This is a genomic window from SAR202 cluster bacterium (assembly GCA_016872285.1).
Lineage (GTDB): Bacteria > Chloroflexota > Dehalococcoidia > Lucifugimonadales.
On the sequence record VGZZ01000044.1, the window covers coordinates 1 to 19837 of the forward strand.

The 19837-nt window shown below is 59.1% G+C and carries 16 protein-coding genes; 8 read left to right on the plus strand and 8 right to left on the minus strand.

Annotated elements, in window-relative coordinates; genetic code table 11:
• On the plus strand, positions 1-377 hold a 377-nt coding region (locus FJ320_10570; protein ID MBM3926403.1), incomplete at its 5' end, for a hypothetical protein.
• Between the two features lie 357 nt (positions 378-734).
• Here the strand turns inward: FJ320_10570 and FJ320_10575 are convergent.
• On the minus strand, positions 735-1661 hold the full coding sequence (locus FJ320_10575; protein MBM3926404.1) for a 2-dehydropantoate 2-reductase: 927 nt from the start codon (positions 1659-1661) through the stop codon (positions 735-737).
• Between the two features lie 388 nt (positions 1662-2049).
• Here FJ320_10575 and FJ320_10580 point away from each other — a divergent pair, with 388 nt between their 5' ends.
• Positions 2050-3741 carry a thiamine pyrophosphate-binding protein gene (locus FJ320_10580; GenBank protein ID MBM3926405.1) on the plus strand — a complete coding sequence of 564 codons (1692 nt, stop codon included), beginning with the start codon at positions 2050-2052 and terminating at the stop codon, positions 3739-3741.
• 256 nt (positions 3742-3997) lie between these two features.
• Here the strand turns inward: FJ320_10580 and FJ320_10585 are convergent, their stop codons facing one another.
• Both FJ320_10585 and FJ320_10590 read right to left on the minus strand, forming a co-directional pair.
• Positions 3998-4240, minus strand: a complete 243-nt coding sequence (locus FJ320_10585; GenBank protein ID MBM3926406.1) for an Lrp/AsnC family transcriptional regulator — start codon at positions 4238-4240, stop codon at positions 3998-4000.
• 37 nt (positions 4241-4277) lie between these two features.
• The gene (locus tag FJ320_10590; protein ID MBM3926407.1) at positions 4278-4691 is read right to left on the minus strand and encodes a hypothetical protein; all 414 of its coding nucleotides are present in this window, start codon (positions 4689-4691) and stop codon (positions 4278-4280) included.
• Positions 4692-4764: 73 nt separating this feature from the next.
• Here FJ320_10590 and argF point away from each other — a divergent pair, with 73 nt between their 5' ends.
• The 4 genes from argF (at position 4765) to FJ320_10610 (ending at position 9033) form a co-directional block, all read left to right on the plus strand.
• Positions 4765-5721 (plus strand): ornithine carbamoyltransferase, encoded by a 957-nt coding sequence (gene argF, locus FJ320_10595; protein MBM3926408.1) that lies wholly within the window; start codon positions 4765-4767, stop codon positions 5719-5721.
• 227 nt (positions 5722-5948) lie between these two features.
• Complete coding sequence (locus FJ320_10600; GenBank protein MBM3926409.1) at positions 5949-7313, plus strand: ribosome biogenesis GTPase Der; 1365 nt, start codon at positions 5949-5951, stop codon at positions 7311-7313.
• Positions 7314-8030, plus strand: coding sequence for a glycerol-3-phosphate 1-O-acyltransferase PlsY (gene plsY / locus FJ320_10605; GenBank protein ID MBM3926410.1), 717 nt, complete (start codon positions 7314-7316; stop codon positions 8028-8030).
• A gap of 4 nt (positions 8031-8034) precedes the next feature.
• A complete protein-coding gene (locus FJ320_10610) occupies positions 8035-9033 on the plus strand; it encodes an NAD(P)-dependent glycerol-3-phosphate dehydrogenase (GenBank protein ID MBM3926411.1) in 999 nt (332 codons plus the stop codon).
• A gap of 205 nt (positions 9034-9238) precedes the next feature.
• Here FJ320_10610 and FJ320_10615 read toward each other — a convergent pair whose 3' ends face one another.
• From FJ320_10615 to hrcA, 4 genes are all read right to left on the minus strand, one after another.
• The gene (locus FJ320_10615) at positions 9239-9979 is read right to left on the minus strand and encodes a 16S rRNA (uracil(1498)-N(3))-methyltransferase (GenBank protein MBM3926412.1); all 741 of its coding nucleotides are present in this window, start codon (positions 9977-9979) and stop codon (positions 9239-9241) included.
• Positions 9979-10839, minus strand: coding sequence for a 50S ribosomal protein L11 methyltransferase (gene prmA, locus FJ320_10620; GenBank protein MBM3926413.1), 861 nt, complete (start codon positions 10837-10839; stop codon positions 9979-9981). The genes FJ320_10615 and prmA overlap by 1 nt, the downstream gene beginning before the upstream one ends.
• Positions 10840-10885: 46 nt before the next feature.
• The gene (gene dnaJ, locus FJ320_10625) at positions 10886-12016 is read right to left on the minus strand and encodes a molecular chaperone DnaJ (GenBank protein ID MBM3926414.1); all 1131 of its coding nucleotides are present in this window, start codon (positions 12014-12016) and stop codon (positions 10886-10888) included.
• 99 nt (positions 12017-12115) lie between these two features.
• Positions 12116-13138, minus strand: coding sequence for a heat-inducible transcription repressor HrcA (hrcA, locus tag FJ320_10630; GenBank protein MBM3926415.1), 1023 nt, complete (start codon positions 13136-13138; stop codon positions 12116-12118).
• A 166-nt stretch (positions 13139-13304) separates the two neighbouring features.
• Between hrcA and FJ320_10635 the strand changes: the two genes are divergently transcribed.
• Positions 13305-14027 (plus strand): biotin transporter BioY, encoded by a 723-nt coding sequence (locus FJ320_10635; GenBank protein MBM3926416.1) that lies wholly within the window; start codon positions 13305-13307, stop codon positions 14025-14027.
• A gap of 236 nt (positions 14028-14263) precedes the next feature.
• Positions 14264-14890 (plus strand): MBL fold metallo-hydrolase, encoded by a 627-nt coding sequence (locus tag FJ320_10640; protein ID MBM3926417.1) that lies wholly within the window; start codon positions 14264-14266, stop codon positions 14888-14890.
• Between the two features lie 823 nt (positions 14891-15713).
• On the opposite strand, the gene FJ320_10645 is transcribed toward FJ320_10640, so the two are convergent.
• The gene (locus tag FJ320_10645) at positions 15714-19451 is read right to left on the minus strand and encodes a hypothetical protein (GenBank protein ID MBM3926418.1); all 3738 of its coding nucleotides are present in this window, start codon (positions 19449-19451) and stop codon (positions 15714-15716) included.
• Between the last annotated feature and the right edge of the window lie 386 nt (positions 19452-19837).

The following is a 19837-nucleotide window of genomic DNA, read 5'->3' on the forward strand; positions in this document are numbered from 1 at the left end:
GGGTTCCCTACCTGCTCAATCGCATGGACGAGGAGTGGGAGAAGCGCGGCTGGTTTGAGACGCCTCTCTGCAAGAAGGACCCCTCCGAGTACATAAACAGCGGCAACGTCTTTGTCCACGCTGAGGCAGCGGAGCATCTGATCCCCGAGGTCATTAAGGAGATGGGGCAGAACCGGCTTATGTATGCCTCGGACTGGCCCCACTGGGACCATGAGTACCCCGAGAGCATCCTGGATATCTATGACCGCAAGGACATGACTGCTAGGGACAAGAAGGCGATTCTGCGAGACAATGCGTTAGAGTTTTACGGGCTGAAGAACGGGGGGAATGGGTCGAAGGTTAAGGCGGGGAAGGCCGGAGCTAAGGCCAGGAAGTAAAGTTCAGATTTTAGATTAGCGAAAAGGGGGCGCTCAGAGAGCGTCCCCTTTTTATTTTACAGAGATAACACCAGTGAGAGACGTCCTTTCTTAGGATGCTACACGAATGAAAGGAAGGAGAGACCCCTGCTCCGCCAGGACCCCGACCCCCCTACTTCCCGATTATCATCGGGATTTCGCTTTGCTCTGTCTTAAGGTGCTCAATAACCTTTCCCCTCGGGGGGAAGAGACCAGAAGGAAAGCCAACCGTACCAGTAAGCCTATATCCATAGCAATGACAAAGGGTATAGCAAAAGGGCGATGTCGCCTTGCCTCAACATAGCCGAGAACCCGTGGTGGCAAAGCCGGATTTCTCGGCTATGTCCTTCCGCTTTTGCCGTTCATGTGAGGCTTGAGAATTAGATAGAGCAGCTTATTTATGGGCGTGGGGACGCCTTTTGCCTCACCCAGGCGCACGACGGCGCCGGTGAGGGTTTCCAGTTCCAGGCGTCGGCCGCGGTCCAGGTCCAGATGCATGGAGGCGGTGAGGTCTTTGACGGCGTTGGTGACGTAAGCCATGGTCTTATCGACGACGTCGGGGTCTAGGCGGACGTTGTGGGCGCGGGCGACGGCTTCGACCTCACGCATGGCGGATACCAGGGCATCGCGGTAATCGGGCTGGTCAAGGAGGTGGAGCATGCGGGTGCGGCAGGCGGTGGTGAGGCCGGCCACGGGGGCGATGAAGACAAACTTGGTCCAGAGGACTTTCATCACGTCGTCGGAGATCTCACACTTGATACCGGCGTCGAGGAAGGCTTTGTGGATGGACTGAGCGCGAGGGGTCCTGGAGCCGTCGGCCTCGCCGAAGACGATGCGGCAGTTGGGGCCGGTCTGCTGGATGACGCCTGGGGAGTCGATGCGGCTTTCGATATAGGCGGCGCCAGGGAGGACTCGGGCTCTGCCGACGGCGTCGCCCAGGATTTGATAGCTTTCGACGCCGTTCTGGAGGGTGAGGACGTTGGTGTTCTTGCCGACCAGGGCCTTCAAAACAGGAACGGCACTCTGGGTGTCGTAGCCTTTGACGGTGAAGAGGACGAGGTCTGAGGGAGTGGCCTGAACGGGGTTGTCGGTGGCGGAGACCTGGACGGTGAAATCGCCGGCGTGGTGCTTGACGCGGAGGCCGTGTCGCTTAATGGCGTCGAGGTGCTGGCCTCGGGCGATAAAGGTGACGTTGTTGCCGGCCTTGGCCAGTATGCCGCCGAAGTAGCCTCCGACGCCGCCGGCGCCGATTATGGTGATGTTCATGGGGGGGTCTCCTTATACTTACTCGTTAATATAAAAGCCAACGTTGTTCTCAATCGGGATACCATCCCCTAGCCCCTTCTTGCTGGAAGGGGAAGAGAAATTAAGATCACCTCATCACCCCCTAACCCCCTCTTCTCCTTTGCAATAGGAGAAGAGGGGGCACCAGAAAGGGAACCACTCCACACACCAGAGAAGCAAAGTCGATTCCAAGCTCACCAAGGTGCGCCGCAGTAGGAATATTTTCGCTTGCTTGAATCCTTTAGGCCTATGGTGTGATTTCCGTCAATCTAGCCTGACCAAAGTACCCTACCAGGCTGCGATGCGCAACAAGGGTTGTCCGTGGGATAGGGGCACTTTACAATGGCCGTAAGAAGACATTGGAGGAGAGATGGCTAAGCTTACAGGGGCGCACCTGCTTATTCGGAGTTTGAAGCAGGAGGGCGTTAAGTATGTTTTTACGATTGTAGGAGATACTATCCTGCCGCTGGTGGACGCGGCGGCGGACGAAGGGATCCACTTCATCGACACGAGGCATGAGGCGGCGGCGGTAGGGATGGCGGACGCCTACGCTCGCATTACCGGCAGGCCGTCGGTGGTAATGGTGACGGGAGGGCCCGGGTTTTCGAACGCCATATCGGGACTGCCTAACGTGTTCACGCAAGAGACGCCGGTGGTGGTCGTCGCAGGGTGCAGCGAGCTGCCGGAACACGGGATGTATTCGTTTCAGGAGATACCGCAGGTGGAAATGGCCAAGCCGGTGACCAAGGGGTCGTGGATGATACACGACAAGCGGCGCATCGCCGATATGACGGCGACGGCTTTCAGGACGGCGATGGCGGGCCGGCCCGGGCCGGTGCATCTGACGATACCGGCCAACATACAGGAGGAGACGGCCACGGAGGAGGAGATGCCGCCGTACCAGCCGTCGCAGTACAGGCACCAGGGACGGAACCCCGGCGACCCGCAGTCGGTGGACAAGGCCCTGGACATACTGTCCAAGGCGAGGCAGCCGGTGATCATCGCGGCCAACGCATCGAGGTATTACGTGGAGCCGGAGGCATTGAAGGGTCTTGTGGAGACCAGCGGCGTGCCGATTTTCACCATGGAGCAGGCACGGGGACTGATATCAGACGAGCACCCGCTGTGCTTTGGGTACGCGGACGGGGCGCTGAACCACACGGCGCGGCTGATTCGAGAGGCGGACGCGGTGATGCTGCTGGGGAAGCGATTGGACAATCGGGTTAGATACGGCAGGCCACCGTACATAAACGCCGACGCCAAGGTTATACAGGTGGACGCGACGCCGGAGACGCTGGGGTTCAATCGTGGGGCGGACGTGGCGATACTGGGGCACATCGGCGCGGTGGTGGAGCAGATGGGCGAGGGGGCGAAGAAGCGGCGGTGGAAGGACCTGGGGTCGTGGACGACGTCGCTGGCGAAGGCGAGGAAGACGTATTTGGATGGGCTGCGTGGCAACGCATCGGAGGAGAAGCCGCTGCACGCCATGAGGGTGTTTATGGAAGTGGAGCCGTTGATAGGCGAGGACGACGTGGTGGTGTTCGATGGCGGGGACTATGTGCAGTGGGGCCGCGGATATTTGAAGGCGCGAAGGCCGGGGCAATGGCTAAGGCTGGGGCCGCTGGCGCACCTGGGATTCGGGGTGCCGTACGCGCTGGCGTCGAAGCTGGCGCGGCCTAAATCCAACGTGTGGCTGTTCATCGGCGACGGGTCGGTGGGGTTCTACACTATGGAGTTCGATACGGCAATTAGACATAACCTGCCGTTCACTACCGTGCTAGGGAATGACTCGGTGTGGGGCATCGACAGGAACTACCAGCTAGCGTATTACGGACGGGCGGTGGCGACGGACCTGCGGACTATTCGATACGACAAGGTGGTGGAGGCGATTGGAGGGCACGGGGAGCATGTGGAGGAGGGTGTCGAGGTGAGGCCGGCGGTGGAGCGGGCGATGAGGTCGGGGAAGCCGTCGCTGGTGGATATAACGATACGGTCGGCGAGGAGCCCGCTGGCGGACGCGGCGGTGGCGGGGCGGATGGCGAGGAGGAAAGCGCAAGGGTGACCCACGAATTAACTTCTTAAAGGCGGTGGAGACCTCGAGATGGCTAGTGTTAGTTTGGAGCGTTGAAAGCGCTTGTAGACGAGAAGATGTGCGCAGCGTGTCTGTGAGATGCCTAGCGAGGCATCGGACTAGCCAGATTCTTCGACTGCGTCCTTCCGAGTACAGAAGGACTACGCTCAGAATGACAAATCGCTTTCTTTTTTATGACACACAAACCTTCAACTAGCTCTGGGCATTCGAAGGAGGTTGGGAGAGGCTAGACTGGAGGTGTGGTGGCGACGCAGGTGAGGGTGCGGACTACGCCTTCGACGGTATGGATTTTGCTGACGGTTATTTGGCTCAGGATGGCCAGGCTTTCGGATTCGAGGACGGCTATGACGTCGTAGGGGCCGGTGACGCGGTCAGCCAGCTTGATGCCGGGGAGGGACCGGACCTGGTCTAAGACAAACTTGTTGCTGCCGGGTCGGGATTCGATGAGGATATAGGCACGGACACTCATTTAGGGACTCCTGAGCTGAGGTGGGGTATCAAAAGGACTAAGGACCGACCGGGCTTTTGCGCAGCACCTGCCTGTGGAGCCGGCCTGCGAGGGCGATGGTAAGTCCGAAGAGGATGAAGGCGTTGGGAATGTGGAGCCAGACCAGCCAACGGGCATCGCTGATAGATTCGCCCATGGCGTCCTGGATGATCCAGAGCAACGCAATGGCTATCATTATGGGCAAGACACGGTAGGACCTGGGGAATCGGGCTACAAAAGCGATGACCAGCAGCAGCACAACGAAGATGTTTGAAATACGGGCGACGTAGAGATGGATGTCAAGGAAGTCTCGATTAAATTCTTCATAGAATCCTGCGAACATTATGGCTTGAAGTAGAAGTATGAGCGGGAGGAGGGGGACAAGCATAGCGAAGATGCGCGCGAATTTGGGGCGCCCAATGGTTTCAGCCAAGATGCCTCCTTGTGTAATGCCTCATAATAAGCCGTGCAGGATTTCGTCTTGAAGCGCCATTAAACACTAGGATATGATTCAGACAGAGGGAATACAAGTGAAACCCCGGCCTAGACACTTTTTATCTATCCGCGACCTGTCGCCCGACGAAGTAATGCCATTGGTCATACAAGCGATGGATATGAAGAAGAGCCGCAGAGCCGCTCGGGCTAAACCCCTGGCTGGCCGTTCGATAGCGCTGCTGTTCGAAAAGCCGTCGCTGCGGACTCGCGCCAGCTTTGAGGTGGGGATATATGAGCTGGGCGGGTTCTCTTTCTACATGGGCGGAGCAGAGGTAGGCCTGGGGGCGCGGGAGCCGGCGTCGGACGTGGCGCGGGTGCTGTGCAGGTACGTGGACGGGGTGGTGGCGCGGGTGAACTCGCACAAGATGCTGGTCGAGTTCTGCAAGCATGCCAGCGCGCCGGTGGTGAACGCGCTTTCGGACTGGGAACACCCTTGTCAGACTATGGCGGACTTGCAGACTATCCTGGAAGCAAAAGGCGGCTTAGAAGGCGTTACAGTGGCGTTTATAGGGGATGGGAATAACGTGTCGAGGAGCCTGGCGCTGGGCTGCGCGTCGGTGGGGGCGAACTTCGCCATCGCGTCGCCCAAGGGGTATGAAATCGATGGACAGAGCCTGGGGCTGGCGCGGGAGCGCGGCGCTCGGAACGGGACATCGATAAAAAGCGTGCTGGAGGTGGAAGAGGCAGTGACAGGGGCGGACGTAGTGTATACGGACGTGTGGACCAGCATGGGGCAGGAGGCGGAGCGGAAGGCGCGGCTGGCGGCGTTTAAGGGTTACACGGTAAACGACAAGGTGATGAAGATGGCGAATAAGGGGGCTATTTTTATGCACGACATGCCGGCGCATTATGGGGAGGAGGTAGCGCCGGGGATGCTGGAGCATGCAAGCTCGGTGGTGTATGAGCAGGCAGAGAACCGACTGCACGCGCAGAAGGCGGTGCTGAAATTTTTGATGGGAACGAAGTGAGAGGTTGAGGCAGAGCGTGGCGGTGATATGACAAACGAGGTTATGGTCATAGCAGATTCCTCGACTTCGCTCGAAATGACAAAACTAAGGCTGGCAGTCGTCAAAGGGGCGTGGTGGCGGTCACAGTGATTAGATCCTTCGATCCGCCTCTGGCGGACTCAGGATGACAGTTACACTTCTTTTTCATCAATCTCAATCCTAGTAAGTAGTAGAATAAGAAAAGCAGCATGGAACGCGCAGTGACTTCACAATCAGCACGCAGTAAAGGGGCGGACGGGAAGCCTTTGGTGGCGATTGTAGGCCGACCGAACGTGGGCAAGTCGTCGTTGTTTAACAGACTTGTCGGGAGACGGGAGGCGGTGGTGAGCGAGGTGCCGGGGACGACTCGAGACCGCATTATTGGGGACGTGGAATGGGACGGGAGGGTGTTCACGCTGGTGGACACGGGAGGACTGGAGGGAGAGACGGGGGACCCGCTGAAGGAGAAGGTGCGGGCGCAGGTGGAGATGGCGATTGAGGAGTCTGACCTAGTGCTGTTTGTGGTGGACGCAGAGGAAGGGCTGAATCCGCTGGATGAAGAGATAGCGCAGTGGCTGCGGCGGCTGGAGAAGCCGCTGATTACCATCGCCAACAAGGCGGACAACGTGCAGCGGGAGGCGACGGCGGCAGAGTTCCATCGGCTGGGGCTGGGCGAGCCGCTTCTGATGAGCGCGTACCATAACCTGGGTACGCAGGACCTGATGGAGCAGATATTAGGCCTGCTGCCTGAGTGGAAGGGGAAGGTGGAGGAGACGAAGGGGGTGCCGAAGCTGGCGATTATTGGGCGGACGAACGTTGGCAAGTCGATGCTAATGAACGCCATCCTGGGGGAAGAGCGAGCTATTGTCAGCGACGTGGCGGGGACGACCCGGGACAGCCTGGACACACGGTTCGTGTACAAGGACAAGCCGATGGTGCTTATAGACACGGCAGGGATGCGGCGTCGAGGTCAGATACGGCCAGGCATTGAGAAGTACAGCGTGCTGAGGAGCGTCAAGGCGGTGGAGCGGTGTGACATTGCGCTGGTGGTGCTGGACGCCATGGAGATAGCCACGGAGCAGGACACCCACATATTCGGGATGGCGATGGACGCGTTCAAGGGAATCATCGTAGTAGTAAACAAGTGGGATTTGGCGCCCCAGGAGACTGGAACGGAGCAGGAGGTCGCGATACAGTTAATTCGCCGCCGGTTCCACTTTATGCCGTACGCGCCGATTGTGTTCACATCGGCGCTGGAAAGCCAGGGGATACAGGACATACTGGACCTGGCGCTGGAAATATACGAAGAGCGAGGACGCGAGGTGCCGCAGAACCAACTTCGACGATTGATGAACGACGCCTGGGTATCGAGGCCGCCATCGAACGTTAGGGGACGGCGGCTAGAGCTTTACCAGGTGCGGCAGGTGGACACGCATCCACCGACGTTTGTGTTCAACGTCAATGAGCCGACGATACATTTCTCCTATCGAAGATACCTGGAGAACAAGATCCGTCAGACCTTTGGCTTCAGGCACACGCATCTGCGGCTGGTCTTCAAGAGGAGATCTGAGTAGATGGGAATCGCGCTGGCGCTGCTGGCCCTGCCACCTTTGCTTGCCGCATACCTAGCCGTAGTCTTGTTTGCTTTGGACACGGACAAGTTATACGTCCAGTACATGCTGGTGGTCCCGCTGGTGTACTTAATGGCGTCGATTCCGTGGGGGTATTTGATGCTGCGGCTCACCCAGGGGGTGGACATTCGAGAGTACGGCAGCGGCAGGATAGGCACCACCAACGTACTGCGTACTGCGGGTGGCAAGGCGGGGGCGGCGGTGCTGATGCTGGATGTTTCTAAGGGTGTCCTGGCGATACTGCTGGCAAAGGCGGCGTCGGATTCGGCGATGGTGGAGGTAGCGGCGGGGCTGCTGGCGCTGGCGGGACATAACTGGTCGCCATTTTTGGGGTTCAAGGGCGGACGGGGGATAACGCCCGGCGTGGGAGGAGCAGTGATGGTCAGCCCTCTAGCGACGGCGATTGGTCTGGGAGTCTTTGCCGCGGTGGTAGGAGTGGGACGCTATGTGTCTTTGGGTTCTATTGTAGGGGTAGCCACAGTGGCCATTGCAGCGGTGGCGCTAACGACTGTAACCGATCTATCTCCGCTTTATCTGTGGTATTTCATCCCAGGGACTGCGCTGATTATCTGGCAGCACAGAGATAACATAGAACGCTTGCTCAAAGGGACGGAGCGCCGCATAGGCCAGCGGGCGAAAAAGCTGCCGCAGGCCGGGTGACCTAGTGCCGAGGGCAGCGGTAGTGGGGACGACGACCTGGGGAACGACGCTGGCAGTCCATTTGTCACGCAATGGCGTGCAGACAACGCTGCTGGCTAGAAGCTCAGAGGAAGCGGCGGATTTAGAGAAACGCAGGGAGAACCATCGTTTCCTGCCAGGATTACGCTTCCCTCATACGCTGCAGGTTGCCAGCGACGCGGACATGGCCCTGGACAGGGTGGACATGGCGGTGCTGGCGGTGCCGTCGCAGCGGATGAGGGAAAACCTGCGCTGGATAGGGCCATACCTATCGCCCAGCTCTATTGTCCTGAGCGCGGCGAAGGGCCTGGACATGGAGACGGGGAAACGAATGAGCCAGGTTATCGAGGAGGAGTTGCCGGCGACGCATCGAGGCAGGATATGCGCGCTGTCGGGACCGAACCTGGCGATGGAGATAGTGGCTGGCAAGCCGTCTTCCACGGTCATCGCCAGTGAGGACGAAGGGACGGCGAATGAGGCCCAGTCGATACTATTGTCACCGATTTTTCGAGTGTATACCAATGATGACGTGGTGGGCGTGGAATTGGGCGGGGCGCTGAAGAACATCATCGCGCTGGGATGCGGGATATCGGACGGGCTGGGGAGCGGGGACAACGCCAAGGCGGCGTTTATGACTCGAGGGCTGGCCGAGATAACCCGGCTGGGCGTGGCGGCGGGGGCGAACCCGCTGACGTTTGCCGGCCTGGCGGGTCTGGGGGACCTGGTGGCGACATGCTCCAGCGCATTGAGCCGCAACAGGTTTGTGGGCGTGGAGCTAGCCAAGGGGAGGTCTCTAACGGATATCTTGAAGGGGATGAAGAACGTTGCGGAGGGGGTTTACACAACGTCGGCGGCGCTGAAGATGGGGAGGGAATTGGGGGTGGAGCTGCCGATAGTGGAGGCTACCAGCCGGGTGCTTTTTGAGGGGCTGCCGGTGGGACAGGCGATTATGGAGTTGATGGGGAGGCCGCCGAAGGCGGAGTAAAGGGTGCCTCTTCTGCCATAAGGGTCGTTGGCATAAAGCGGGGCGCCCTCATCACCCTTTGTCCCTCTTCTCCCGATTACAGGAGAAGAGGGAAGAGAAATAAGGATCACCTCATCACCCCCCTTCGGCCAGGCTCAGGGCAGGCTCTATCCCCCTCTTCTCCTTTGCAATAGGAGAAGAGGGGGGACCTGAGGGGAAGGGAACCTCAACCTCCCAGGTCGCTGGTGTGGTAGAGGATGGCGGAGGCGGCGACGAGGCCGGCGGTCTCGGCGCGGAGGATGCGGCTGCCTAGGCTGACGGGGTGGATGCCGAGGCTTTGGGCGTGTTGGACTTCAGAGGAGTCGAAGCCGCCTTCCGGACCTATGTATAGCAGGACTCGATGCGGGATAGGAGTGGTCAGGACTTGCTTCAAACCGCGCCCTCGGGCTTCTTCCCAGGGGATGAGGGCCAGGGAGTTGGGGGTGGCGAGGGCGCAGGCATCATCGAAGGTGGTGGCGGGGTGGAGTACGGGCAGGCGGCTCCGGCCGGACTGTTCCATCGCCTCGGCGATGATTTTGGCCCAGCGGGCGCGTTTGCCAGGGCTTTCGGCGTCGGAGCGTTTGGGGACAGATCTTTTGGAGACCATGGGCACGAACTCGCTGATACCGACCTCAGTCCCTTTCTGCAAGACCCAGTCGAACTTATCGCTCTTCATGATGCCCTGGCAGAGGGTAATGCGGACCGAGGGTTCGCCGACGTCTTTGGTGGTGGAGGTCACGCGGCACGAGACTCTATCGCGGTCGATGGAGGAGATGACGATGGAGTAGACATTACCGGCGCCGTCGAGCAGATCGGCGGTGGCGCCGGGGGACATGCGGAGGACGCGGGATATGCGATGGGCTACCTCGCCGGTCAGAAGGGCCCGTTCGCCCTGGACAGCGGAGGCATCGACAAGAAATCGGGGCATCAGGCGCTGTTCCTGAAGATGAGGGAGACCCAATCGGCGGAGACGGCGCGGCGGGCTAGGGAGAGGCCAAGGGCTTTGAAGCTATCGGTGACGGCGGCCTCCTGGGAGTCGAGGAAGCCGGCGGTAATGATGTGGCCGCCCGGCTTGAGGGCGGCGTGGAGATGAGGCGCCAGGTCTTGCACTACTTTGGCGCTTATGTTGGTTACCAGCAGGTGATAGGAAGAGGGACGAATTTTAGGGTGGGGGATGGAACCATAGACCAGGGCAACTTTGTCCTGGACAGAATTGGCGCGTAAAGCCTTGCGAGCAACTTTGAGGGCTGTGGGGTCTACGTCCAGGCCGACCACGCGCTCGGCGCCCAGCCTGGCAGACGCGATGGACAGGATTCCTGAACCCGTGCCCACGTCCAGGACATGGGTACCCGGTTTAACGAAATCTTCCAAGGCCTCGAGGCACATGCGGGTGGTGGGGTGGCGGCCGGTGCCGAAGGCCATACCCGGATCGAGTTCTATGACATGGTCGGATTTTTGGGGAGTATAGGGAATCCAGGGGGGCTTAATGACCAGGTTACGACCGACTCGAAGGAGGGAGAAGTGGGACTTCCAGGCCTCGGCCCAATTCTCGCCGTCCAGTTCGACGACGAAGGGGCCTTGGATAGGGAGGAGGGATCCGATGAGTTTAAGGCCGACGTCGATGCGGGCGCGGCGCTGGGTGGAGGTGGAGGTGAGGTAGGTACGAAGAGAGACCTGGCCGGGGACCGAGTCTTCGATGGCTACGCCGTGGCCGTATCGCCCGAAGAGTTGAGATACAGGCTCTACAAGCTCAGGGGGAACCTTGACAGTAAACTCTAGCCATTTCATTTAGAGGTCACATTGGGACGAATGCGACCAAAGCTGAGAAGGGACGCTAGGAACCGGCAATGGCGTCTTTAATTTTGTTAAAGATGCCTTTGTCTTTGCCAGGCTGGCCGTTGTTGGTCCAGCCCATGATTTTGGCCAGATTTTCGAGGCCTTCTTTCTGCTCCGGGTCCAGGCCGGTGGGGACGGCCAGCTTGACCTGGACCAGCAGATCGCCTTTGGAATGGTCCCGAACATGGGGCATGCCTTTGCCTTTGAGTCGGAAGACCGCGTCGGGTTGAGTGCCAGGAGGGATTTTGAGTTCTTCGGCGCCGTTCATGGTGGGGACCTTGAGATCCGCGCCGAGGGCGGCCTGGAGGAAGTTGATGGGCATGTCCACAAGGAGGTTAACGCCATCGCGATGGAAAACGGAGTGGGGCTTCACAGAGACGTTGATATAGAGGCTGCCTGGGGGGCCACCGTTGACGCCGGCATGGCCTTCGCTGGTGAGCCGGACCTGCATACCGTTGTCTATGCCTGAGGGAACTTTGACGTTAATGTCGGCTTTGACCCGCTCCAGCCCAACGGCGCGGCAGTTAACACAGGGCTTCTGGATGATAGAGCCGCGGCCACGGCATGAGGAGCAGGGCACGATCTGAACAAACTGACCGAAGAGGCTGCGTTGGGCGCGTTTTAGCTGACCGTAACCCTGGCAGTCGGCGCAACGGACGGGAGTGGCGCCAGGCTCTGAGCCGCTGCCCGAACACGCGCGGCACCGCTGAGTGCGCTCGACTTTTACCTTCTTCTCGACGCCTAGGTAGGCTTCCTCGAGGTCAAGGGTGAGTTGAAGGTGGACGTCGTCGCCGCGGCGGGGGGCGTTTTGGGACTGGGAGGCGCCGCCAAAGAAGGTATCGAAGATATCGCCGAGGCCGCCGAAGACGTCGAAGCCCTCGAAGTCGCGGGTGAATCCGGGATCGGAGGCGACGCCGGCATGGCCGAGGCGGTCGTAGCGGGAGCGGCGGTCTGTGTCGCTGAGGACCTGGTAGGCCTCGTTGACCTCTTTGAACTTCTCGGAGGCGTCAGGGCTTTTGTTGCGGTCCGGGTGGGAGTCCAGGGCCTTCTTGCGGAAGGCTTTCCGTATTTCTTCTTCTGAGGCGTCCCGGGACACGCCCAGGATCTCGTAATAGTCACGCTTAGCCAAAGTGAATCCTTCAGGGGGTAGACTCAACGTTTAATTATACGCGTGTCCAGGGAGGAGGCTCAAGAAAGAATTACGACAGATAAAGGGAGCCAGCGCGCCTTAGTGGCCGGGGTGGACGGAGGACATCATCTCATCCATGAAGCCGGAGAGGAACTTCACGCCGCTGATGACATTAGAGTAGGCAAGTCTGGTGGGACCGACGACGCCGACGACGCCGGAGGCTTCGTCAGGGATGCCGTACTGGCAGATGATGACGCTGAAGGACTTGAGGGGGCCTTCCGCGTTTTCCTCGCCGATATGAACGGAGACTTTTTGCTGCTCAGCCGCTTTTGCCATGAAGCTTTTGACCAGGAGGCCGTCCTCCAGAAGGCCAGCGACCTCTTTGGCCTTGCCAGGCTCGGCGAACTCGGGCTGGGAGAGGAGGAGACGAAGGCCGTCGACGCTATGCTCGGCGGCGCGTTTTTCATCGTCCTCTTTGAGGAGACGGAGGGTCTCTTCTCGGACCAGGCTTTCGAAGGGGGTCAACTCGACGGTCTTGTTGAGCATCTGGTTGTAGGTGAGGCCGGCGTAGACGCTGTTGAGCTTGTTGGAGACGCTGGTAAAGTCATTTTGGCCGACGGGGCCGTCCAGGGGGATGAGGTTCTTTTTCAGACGGGCCTCGTTGAGGACCACGATGAGGAGGGCCAGGAGGTCTTGAAGCTGGACGACCTGGATGGCTTTAATGCGCGGGGAGGCTGCCCTGGGGTAGGTGACGACGGCCATGTTGCCGGAGAGCTCGGCGAGGACGGATGCGGCCTGCTCGACCCACTCCTCGAGGTCGCGGAGGCCGCGCCTGAAGCGGCCCATGACTTCGTGCTGGGAGGCGACGGGGAGTTCCAGGTCGTCATCCAAAGATTCGACGTAGAAGCGGTAGCCTTTGTGGGATGGGACGCCGCCGGCGGAGATGTGGGGACGGAGGATGTAGCCGGCTTCCTCCAGCTCCGCCATTTTGTTGCGGACGGTGGCGGAACTGACTTTGATGGGGGCGCGGCGGGCGATGTTCTCAGAGGGAACGGGCGTGGCGGTAGTGATGTACTCTTGGACTAGAGTCTTGAGGACGGCGCCAGAACGCTGGTTGAACATGGCTCGTCAAAGCTCCATTTTTAGCAGACGGGCCGCTTAACTGCTAACTCGGAATGTAACATTGGGGTATTTGAGTGTCAAGGCGTTGACGCTCTGAGATTGGGGTTATTATACTCTACGATGCTTTTACGCTCAAAGTTTGCTCAGAGAGACATAAGAGAGAACCATGCAATTAACTAATCGGGCTGTCCTGGCGGATGTTCTTTATCCTCGGGACTGGGCTAAGACGCGAGAGGCAAGGATAGCCAAGGAGGCTATCCTGATTGTGGGGTTTGCGGCGTTTGTGGCGCTGTGCGCGCAGGTTATTGTACGGCTGCCGTTTACCACGGTGCCGATTACGGGACAGACCTTTGCCACGCTGGTGGCAGGGGGCGCGCTGGGGGCGTGGCGAGGGGCGGCGTCGCTGTCGGTTTATTTGGTGGCGGGGATGTTTTTGCCGGTGTACGCGCCGTCGTCACCGGCGGGGGTGGTGGGGGAGAGTTCGGTGCATTTCATTTTTCCGTGGAACGGTACGTCTGAGTTTCCGTGGGATTTAAGCAGCGGGGGGTACATACTGGGGTTTGTGCTGGCGGCGGCGCTGGCGGGGTTCATTGCGGAGAGGGGATGGGACAGGAAGCCGTGGCTGATTGGCGGGTTTCTGGCCAGCAACGCGCTGATTTACGTGCCGGGGCTGCTGTGGCTGTCGTATTTGATTAGCACGGAGTGGATTCATCCGGCGGCGGGGAGGCCGCTGGGGGAGCTGATTGCAGGGTCCGGGACGTGGGAGAAGACGCTGGTGGGGGGGTTGTACCCGTTTATTTTGGGGGATTTGATTAAGTTGTATCTGGCGACGTTGACGCTGCCTCTGGCGTGGAAGTTGGTGGAGAAGTTTAGGAAGGAGTCCGGGTAGGGGCTTCTGTCCTACTCTCTCCATCAATACGTGTAATGCGAAATACATCCTTGTTCTCAATCGGGATACCATCCCCTGGCCCCTTCCTGCTGGAAGGGGAAGAAAATATTGAGCACCTCATCACCCTCTAACTCCCTCTTCTCCTTTGCAATAGGAGAAGAGGGAGAACCAGATGGAACACCCCTCAACCCCTCGTTCAAATATCTAAAGCCTTACATCAATAGGATGGTTCAGTAATGGAGATTACGTGGCTGGCGCATTATAGCTTTAGGTTGAGGAGCGGGGATGTGTCTGTGTTGACGGACCCGTATAGCGCGTCGCTGGGGGCTAGCGCGCCGGATTTTGAGCCTAGTGTTGTGACGATTAGCTGCAAGCGGCCGGACCAGAGCAGCCGGGAGGGCTTGCAGGGGAAGTATTTGCTCATCGACGGGCCGGGGGAGTATTCGTCGGCGGGGGTGAACGTGCAGGGGGTGATGACGCCGCTGCCTACGGAGGGGACGTCGAAGGATAGAAACACGGCGTATGTGTTTGAGGTAGAGGGGGTGAATGTTTGCCACCTGGGGAACCTGCTGATGCCGCTCACGGAGAAGCAGACGCAGGCGCTGACACCGGTGGACGTGGTGCTGGCGCCGTGTGTGTCGTCAGAGTGGCTGGGGGTGGACCGGATGGCGCAGCTGGTGCGGTCTATGAGCCCGAAGATTGTTGTCCCGATGGGGTATAAGGCGGGGGAGGGGCTGGAGGCGTTTTTGAAGGCGATGGGGGCGAAGGACCTGGAGCCTCAGCCCACGCTGCGTGTGACGCCGACGAATCTGCCGGGGGAGATGAGGGTGACGCTGCTGAGGGCGTCAGCGATGGGGGGATAGGCAGGCAAGGCGCGCCCTGCACCCTTTGCTTTGCGATCCGTGTTCCAAGCGTAATGCGTGCCTGAGTTCCCTATTGTATAAAGAATAGCGGAGCCTCGCCCGTATGTAGTGATTGGGCGGCGTCGGTCATGGGATGCGTCGGGGGATGAGTTCGCGTTGGCTATGGCACCCAAAAATATTTAGTTTTATTCGCGATTGGCTTCGGGGGCGATAAATCAAGCCTCCGCGTAGTATATAGGTTAAGGAGGCGGAGATTTCGTGTTGATATGAGCAAGTCAAGGAGTTCAACTTTTTTATTTGACAAACGAATAGCAAACGAATGTGAATGTAGTAGAAGTAGACCTGGCACAGGTTAGGCACAGACTCATTTGCGGGATTGTTTTTGGCGGCCGTTGAAAAGTTAACACCCCTCTTTTTCGGAAAACAATTCGATTCAATTGGAGGGCTGGCCCAAGTGAGGAACCGCAGGGTAGGAGGTCTGTAGGGCGGCTGGTTGGGGGGCCGATCCTCCTGCGGCGGACGGCCTCCATCTCGATTGGCAACGAGGTCTTGCGATTGGAAAAGATAAGGCGCTCGACGTTTAGTGAGTGAATAGCGGTGGTGGACGTGGGAATAGGGTAAGGGATGGGAGATGCTTAAGGCAATGGGAAGATGTCAGAAAAGGGAGAGGGGAAAGAAAGGGTTAGGTGACCTGGCCCCTACGCTGCGCTGGATGGGTTGGTGGTATAGATGAGTTGTGGCAGCGGTTAGGAGTCAATAAAAAGAGAAGGCCCGCCTGAGGCGGGCCTTCTCTTTTAGTCCTTCGACTTAGCTCAGGACTGGGTTACGGGATAAGGACCGCGTCCTTATTCATGTAGAGTAAGTAGGCTGTACCAGCCTCCAAGCAGGCCTGACCACCTACAGGCACTGCGCCGGGCTGAGCTGTGCACGCTACTGCACTGGCGGGGGTAATCTTAAGGTTGGCAACGCCAAGGGTGTTGAAGGTGTAGGCAGCAGCCCAATCGAGAGCGGCGAAGTAGGTATCAGGATCAATGTCCGTGCCAGCGGGAAGGACATCAGGGTCGCCGCCGACAGGGACGACGTTCCAACCCTTGAAGAGCTGCACGACGGTGGGGAAGACGGGCTGACCGCCGGTGGCCCTGGGTATGTTGAATTCAAGGGTAGCTATGCTGTCAGACTGGACCCAGTAGCCACGGGCCGCATCAATGTGCGTCAGGTTGCCGGAGAAGGTGCCGGTAACGGGGTTGCGGGAAGCGACTAGCCAGAGACCGGTGGCGTTGTCGTAGGCCATGACGAACTTGATGGCGGTCTTGGAACCGAGAACGTCGTTAATGGCGGTGGTGGTGGGCTGGGCGGGGATGGAGACGAGGGAGAAGCCCGGATTCACCGTGACCTTGTAGGTAGCGCGAGCGGCAACCACCAGGGTCATGGTATGGGTAGTGGGAGTGGTGGAGCCGGCGCTGATGGAGACGTTGCCAGCAGCGTCCTTGGCCTGAATGCTGAGGGTGTGGGTACCCACAGCCAGACCGGTGGCGGGGAACAGGAAGCTGTTGGTGTCAACGGAAACGATGCTGGACAGGATGTCGGTGGCGGTGCCGCCCGGAGGAGTCCAGGTGGCGGAGGTGAGGGTTACGCCCTTCTGGGAATCCATATTGAGGGCGGTCAAAGCACCGCCGGCGTCCGGGTCAGCGTAGAACTCGTTGTCTTCGCCGGGACCGGCGGAACCAGCGTCATCGAAGTGAATGGTAACGAAGGGGCTTGGGATATCCGTAGCAAAGGCAGCAGTGGCATCGGTGTCAGGGCTGACAACAAAGCCAGCAGCAAAGGCGCCGTTGAGTACGCTGTCGAACTCAACGATGTAAGTGTCGGCCTTGAGCTTGCCCCTATCCGCGACAGCGGTACCATCGGGGTCCGCAAGACCGGCGGTGCCGACGTTGCCAGCGGCATCAGTCACTGTGATTTGGATGGTGACCATGCCGGACTTGGAAGCGCCGGTGATAGTAGCTATGCCGACGGAGGAGGACCAGCTATTCACGCCGGTGGAGGATACAGTCAGAGCCTTGTCAATCTCAGCGCCAACACCGCTCTTAGCCAGGGTGTTGTCAGCGCCGATGACCAGGTAGCTGGCTATTACGGCGGGGGTAGTAGCGGCGGACTCGCCGACGCTGAAGGCGATGGAGACAGTGCCCTTGCTGACTACGCGCGGCGATGTTCCGGCGTCGCCAGTAAGCGTGATGCCAGTGACGGCAGGAGCCAAGCCGTCAACGGAGGTGATGCCGGCGGAGCCGGTGAAGGTAGCCATGGTGTTACCGGCCTTGTCCTTAATAGAACCGGCCAGTTCCAGCTTGGGCTTGGCATCGGTAGCCAGGGCAGCGGCAAGGCCAATGAGAATGCTCTTGCCAGCCTTGTCAACGGCGACGGAAGTAACCGTGGAGCCAACGACGACGAAGTCAGCGGCATCCACAGTAGCAGGATCAATGGTGGCGGTAGTAGCGGGAGAGCCAGTGTTGGCGAAGAAGGAGACCGCCGAGGTGGCCTTGGCGTCAGCCTTGACGTTGCCAATGGCCGGGTTCTCAACCTTATAGTTATCACCGGTGTCCCAGTCGTTCTCCACGCCTCCAGCGAGGCCGCAAGTGAGGGTGGTGGCGGTAAGGGCGGTGACAAGGCAGGAACTGCCGTCGGTGAGGTTGGTGACCTTGTCGTCAACCACAACTCCAGCAACGACAAAGCTGGCGAGGGCATCGGTGAGAGTCTGAGCGCCATCAGCGCCTGTATGGGCACCGGTGGGAAGAGTGGTGAGACGGGTATCAATTACGCCACCGGTCTTGACCGAGGCGGCAAGCAATGGGGCCGGGGCTGTGGTGTCCAAGGTAATCTTAACGGGGTTGCCGTTGTTGGTAACGTCAAAGGTGGCCGGAACTGCGGGGTTAGCAGCGCCCAACACGGCGGGGTTGGCGACGCCCTGAGCCTTCTGAGGCTGGGTGCGGTCGTCAGCGAACTTGGGCGTGTTACCGACCTTGTCCTTAGTAGGTACAGAGAAGCTGATGGAGCCGTCGTCTGTGCCCGCGACGAAGGTGAAGGCCTTGCTGACCTGGAAGGAGTTGGTGCCCACGAGCAAAGGCACGAGGTCGTCAGCGGTGTTGCCGCCAACGCTTCTGCTAATGGTATCTACGTCGGTAGTAGCAAGACCTGAAGCCTTACCGCCAGCCGAGTTCTCATCAGTGACTTTGAAGACCACGGATACGGTAGTGCTATTGGTAAAGGCGCCGTTGACAGGACTCACAATGGCGATGGTGGGCGCCTTCATGTCAACGTCAGCGGTCTTGGCATTTGTCGCGCCATCGTCGGTGTAGCTGACGGTAAGAACCTCACCATCGGCTACGGGGACGAGGAGCTTCAGAAGGGCGTCATCAGAACCGGCTTCGTCCTGGTCTAGGTTGGCGGTGCCAGTGGCGGCAAAATCGAGGGCCAGGGCGGCCGCGCCGATCTTGGCGGCTAGACCTGGAGTACCGGTTATTCCGGCAGCGGCTTCCACGGCGTCAATGGTTGCGACGCCAGCGGTGTTGACAGCCGTGGAGATCTTATCGAAGTCTGAGGAACTGAATAGTCCGGCCTTAACAGCGTAGGAGTTGCTGACGGCGGAGGACTCGGTACCATTAACTTTCCGAGTGAGGCCTTTAGCAGCAAGGCTGGGAGAGCTAAAGCTGACCATTTCTGTTACGGTTTCCTTCACGTTGTAGGTGAAGGTAATGGTGATGGAGTCTGTGGTGCCACCAACACCACTCAAGTCAGAAGCGGTGCTAACAGTCCTAGCGGCGTTGTTTATGACGTTAGTGCCAACGCTGCTCTTGGTGGTAGCAGGAAGGAAGTCAGCGGCAAACTGCACGGTCGCCGAGAGTATTGGGGTCGCGGCACCTGCCGTCTGGTCGAACTCAGAGTGCTGGTACTGAACGGTGACGTTCTTAGCGCCCGCGGGAGCGGCAGAGCCGGGGTTATCCGCGGCAGCGAGGGTAACGGATGCGATGCCTCCCGTAGCATTCAGAGTGACAGCGGAGGGAACCTTGGTTACGCCGTTTATCTTGAGGATAACGTCTTCGGCGTTGAGGGCCGCATCGGGTACGCCCACATCAGCAGGGGTGGCGTCATTGATGTTGGAGTCTCGTCCAATCTTGGTAAGGGAGAGGACCATGGCCGCACCATTGCCAGTGCTATCGAAAGAATCGGTGATGGATTTCTCGCCCTGGAGGAAGGCCTGGCTGGCCGCTCCCTGAGCGGTTTGAGCTGTACCGTCCAACTTAAAGGGGTTGGTGGCGCCAGCGGCGGCCGCATCAATGAGGATGCGGGCCACGCCAGTGCGAGTCGGGCTAAAGTCCGAATCGACAACAGTCGCCGTAACGATGTTGAAGCCGGTCTGGTCCGAGTAGAAGGCGCCTGAGGAGCCGCCGGTGAGGGTAATGGTACCGGCGACGCCGGAGGGCGCGGCGGAGGTGATGGCGGCTAGCATGGCCAGCAGCGCCACCACAGGGAGACTGGGGATTAACCAAACGAACTTACGTTTCACTTTCTCACCTCTTTGTACTAATTCTCTAGTATGACGAAATTGGATCCACTTTTGTTCCAAAAGGACTAGGCCTTCCGGCCAAGAGTTTTATGATCTTGGCACCAGGGAAGGGTCAGCCCTTGGCAGATGAAGGACAATGGAATCCATTCCACACCCCCTCCAGGGACGAGACTGACTGAGTAGTATTAATCATGGGGGTAGTTTTTTTAAAGGAGTTTTGGGCCTCTTTTTCCAGTAAAATGAGCTTTTATGGTCGGCTTCTCGTAGGGGTTGTGAGGTAGTCGTAAAGGACTAGTTTAATTAGCCTAGTCCTTTCATGTAAGAAGGGCACAGGAGACTATACATAATGGGCGGGAATGTTGTCAAATCGGCGGTGGGGGTTGGGG